Raw genomic sequence first — 4,227 nt, 5'->3', positions numbered from 1 at the left:
TTCTTGAACTTTTAGTTCTTCGAAAGCCCGCACTTCGCCAATACTTTTTCCGTTATGTGCAACCCAATAAAAACCGCATAAATAGAGAGATTGACGACAAAATTCGCATATCAAACATTAAGTATTGAACATAAGATAAAATATGTTTTACTTTTTTTTGTTTCAATCTTTATTGTGGTAAACATTGGTGTTGATTTCTTTACCGCAAAATCTCAAAATTATTCGTTTTACTTTTCGGAAGCCTTAATTTTCAGTTCATACTGGTTATTGTTTGTGCCTTTAGTTCAATTATTTTTAAAATTCGTAAAAAGAACTTATGGTTTTGTAAAGCATTTTATGATCTTTACAATTGTCGTGTTAATTCATTCGTTAACCTATCCTTTTTTAGTTTGGCTTTTTTCAAAAATTTATTATTATCACACATTTGAATATTTCCAGACATTTAGGTTTGGATTGTCGGCTTATTTAATTAAAACTTTAATTATCTATGCGTTCATCTTGTTGTCTTACTCCATTTTCAAAATACAACGGAATTTCAACAATTTCAATTCTGAAAAAAATATTGAACCGGAAATACAAAACTATATTTCTTCAATCATTGTTTTAGATAACACTAGAAAAGTAATTATTAATGTTGAAGATATTTTTTATTTTTCGGCAAACTCACCATATGTAAACATTTTCCATAATCAGAAGAAATATTTACATTCTGAAACTTTAAAATCATTGGAAAAAAAGTTAAATGCTCAATTATTTGTTCGCATTCATAAATCGCATATCGTAAATGTTACAAAAATTTCTTCATTACAATCCCGAAAAAATGGCGATTATGATATTACGCTTTCAGATAGCACTTCTTTGAGAGTTAGTCGTAATTATGCAAAAAAGTTTAAGGAAATTTTTGAGCATCATCTTGCCATAAAATAAACTCCTTTCACAACATTTGATTTTTAGATTGAGATTTTTAGATTGAATTTTGCGAAAAATTTATATGATGAAAATTACAAAGATTTTAAAATTATCTTTTTTCTTTAGTTTGTTTCTTAGTTGTAACGGACAAAGCAATGATAACAAGAATGTTCAAAAAATTGTTAATAAAATTGTTGGTGGAGGTTGCGACGGTTGTGAATTAATGTATGTAGGAATGCCCGAAAAAATTTCAACTGAACACATAAGTGTTGGCTGGACAGAGGGCAAGCAAAAACTCATATTGACAGGCAAGGTCTTTAATCTTGACGGTAAAACACCTGCATCTGATGTCATCATCTATTATTGGCATACTGATGATAAAGGTTTGTATTCATCAAATAACGAAACACTTAAACAAGCTAAGGAACACGGCAAACTGCGAGGTTGGGTAAAGTCTGACAAGGATGGAAATTACACTATTAAAACTTCAAGACCGGCAGCTTATCCGAATGATAATATTCCGCAACACATTCACTTATCGATAAAAGAACCGGACATCCAAAACGAATATTATGCTGACCTTTATTTTGATGATGACCCATTTTATTTAAAACATAAGAAAAAGTATGGTAAAATTGACAGAGCAGGAACAGAAATACTAAGAATTGTTTTAGACGGTAACACTCAAATTGCAGAACATAATATTGTTTTAGGGTTGAATATTCCTGACTATCCAACAAAAAATAAAACAGACATACAGTCGGGCTTACAAATTGGCGAAGACCAACCTTCATTTATACCATTTCACGCCTTTGGACCAGACAAAGGAACAAGAACTTGCCCAGTTTGCAAATATGGACGTTATCACGGAATTGTATATTTCGTTGGCGACAATCCAGATTGGGATGAAATTAAAAAATGGCTTAAACAATTAGACCACCAAAGCGTATCAAGAGAAAAATACCTTAAAGCATACTTTGTTTACGGGAACTCAAAGAATTATAATAAGCAGGCACGGCAAACAGAGTTAGAAAAAATCGGAGAAGAATTAGGGCTTCAAAAAATTGCTTTGACTTTTGTACCATCATTTAGCGACACTGAAAGCGAAGCAAACTTTAACAACATAAATGCGAGTGTTGAAAACACCTTTATAATTTACAGACACAGGACAATAGTTGACAAATATGTAAATCTAAAACCGACAGAACAAAACTTTAGACTCATTTCAGAAATACTTGACAAAACAAAAGGAAATTATTTTGACTTAAACGAGCCAAAACATGAACGATAAGAGGGCTGCACATAACATAGTATTTGCAAAAGGCGGGGTTGAATCTATAATAGAAAAACCCGATGCATTTAGTCGCAACTTGCTTTTCATATTACTTTTTTTTGTAATTTGGTAATCTGAAAAAGCAATTTGCTTCGTTCGGTCGAAATTGAACTTTCAGTTAAATTTAGCCCGCCCTTCGCAAATACTTTTTCCGTTACCTGCAATTTTATACAAAAAGCACCACAAAAATGAATTTTATCAAATTAAACACGATTTTTTTGATTTTATATTCAACGATTTTATATTCTCAACAAAAAAAGAAAAGTATGAAAAACGACGTTCCAAATAGTGTAGAAATAATTGATAGTCATTTAGATGATTTTTTTGACGAGAATTCGGATATTGTAGTTTTTGACGAAATAAAATCAGAAACAATCCACAGAGATATTTTTTTTATAAAAGCGACCGAAGAAAGACCTTATCACATTTTGTTGAGTTGTGGCATGAGTGCTTTACCAATGAACATTCCGAAAGACGTAAATTCATCTAAATATATTGAAATTATGTTTTTGCTACCGAAAGAGTGGAATTTAAATTATGAAGCATTTCATGATGAAAAAAATTATTGGCCAATTCGTATAATGAAAGAAATTATGATTTCACCTCACGAAAATAATAGTTGGTTTGGTTATGGTCATACTTTTCAATTTGATGACAAAGAGGAATTCGCTGAAGGAATTGGATTTAACTCAGTAATGTTAGCAAATACTATGGAGCTTTCCGAAGAATTTACTACAATACCTCTTAAAAACAAAAAACAGATTGATATTTACACTTTAATTCCGCTTTATCCCGAAGAGTTGGAGTTTAAGAAAAATACAAATGCAAATGAACTACTAGAAAAATTTGATAAAAACAATATTGAGGAAATTGTAAAAATTGGAAGGAAAAATGTTTGCAAATAAAAAAACTGCAGGTAACATTGTATTGGCAAAATGCGGGGTTAAGGGTAAGTTGAACTACTCTACTTTTTTAGCCGCCAATATTTTCCAATTCCACATTTTTGATTAACTTAGTTCCATTGAAAAAATATTGGCTACGATTGGTCTGAACTTGAACTTTCGTTCAATTTAAGCCCGCACTTCGCCAATACTTTTTCCGTTAGCTGCAATTTTATGACAAATCTTATTTCAAATTTTAAAATATTAGATAGGCAATCTTTCATTAAATTTATCGACTTATTGAGACAAGACCTTATCGAAAACCCTGAAAATTGGGAAAACAAAAAACTTGATGATTTTCTTGAGGCTATTAGCTCTTATGCGAATGACATTCAAGGCTATTACAATAATTCCAACCAAAATATAAATGCAGACGAACCGAACTGGCAAACATTTGCCGACATTTTAAAAGGAGCATCTATTTATGAATAAGACAAATTTAGTTCCTTATGTTTTGGAAAAATATCAACAAGGACATCGTTATTTTGAAAATTTAGATATAGAGAATGAAAGCTTCGAAGGACAAAATCTTCAAGACATAACTTTTGAGGGGTGTTCATTATACGTAAGTTTCAAAAATGCAAATTTAAAAAACGCAAAGTTTATAAACGGGGGAATTAAGACTTGTGATTTTAGAGATGCCGATTTGACGAATGCTAAATTCGAAAATGTTTGTATCGAAAGTGCACAATTTGCAAGATCAAAGACTGACAACATTTATTTTGACAATAATTCATCATATGGACAGCTTGTAACAAAAGCACATTTTGACGAATGGATTAAAGACTATGAAGAATAACAAAAACTGCAGCTAACAATGTATTGGCAAAAGACGGGGTGAATATTGTCTTTGAGAATTCAGTTAGCAATATCCGCAAAATGCTTTTCATATTTCTTTTTTCCGTAATTTAGAAATCTGAAAAAGCATTTTGCTCAGGTCGGTTTTTCTTTGAAATTGTCTGCAAGGTAGCCCGTCCTTCGCCAATACTTTTTCCGTTAGCAGAAATCGCATCCAAACTTTCCGCTTTAAAAATATTTCAGAAT

5 protein-coding genes are annotated in these 4,227 nt (G+C 31.2%); all 5 read left to right on the top strand.

Annotated elements, in window-relative coordinates; all coding sequences use genetic code 11:
* The first annotated feature begins 501 nt into the window (after positions 1 to 501).
* Complete coding sequence (locus RT037_RS13645; RefSeq protein ID WP_313032309.1) at positions 502 to 927, top strand: LytTR family DNA-binding domain-containing protein; 426 nt, start codon at positions 502 to 504, stop codon at positions 925 to 927.
* Positions 928 to 991: 64 nt separating this feature from the next.
* Entirely contained in the window at positions 992 to 2,200 is a 1,209-nt protein-coding gene (locus tag RT037_RS13640; RefSeq protein WP_313032306.1) for an intradiol ring-cleavage dioxygenase, read from the top strand.
* A gap of 308 nt (positions 2,201 to 2,508) precedes the next feature.
* Entirely contained in the window at positions 2,509 to 3,147 is a 639-nt protein-coding gene (locus RT037_RS13635; protein WP_313032304.1) for a suppressor of fused domain protein, read from the top strand.
* A gap of 210 nt (positions 3,148 to 3,357) precedes the next feature.
* Positions 3,358 to 3,615 (top strand): hypothetical protein, encoded by a 258-nt coding sequence (locus tag RT037_RS13630; RefSeq protein ID WP_313032302.1) that lies wholly within the window; start codon positions 3,358 to 3,360, stop codon positions 3,613 to 3,615.
* Entirely contained in the window at positions 3,608 to 3,982 is a 375-nt protein-coding gene (locus RT037_RS13625; RefSeq protein WP_313032300.1) for a pentapeptide repeat-containing protein, read from the top strand. Before RT037_RS13630 ends, RT037_RS13625 begins: the two co-directional genes overlap by 8 nt.
* Positions 3,983 to 4,227 lie beyond the last annotated feature (245 nt).

This window comes from Soonwooa sp. (genome assembly GCF_032062245.1).
Classification (GTDB): Bacteria; Bacteroidota; Bacteroidia; order Flavobacteriales; family Weeksellaceae; genus Soonwooa.
Note: the sequence above shows the minus strand (reverse complement) of the source record. Positions and strands in the feature narration are given on the sequence as shown.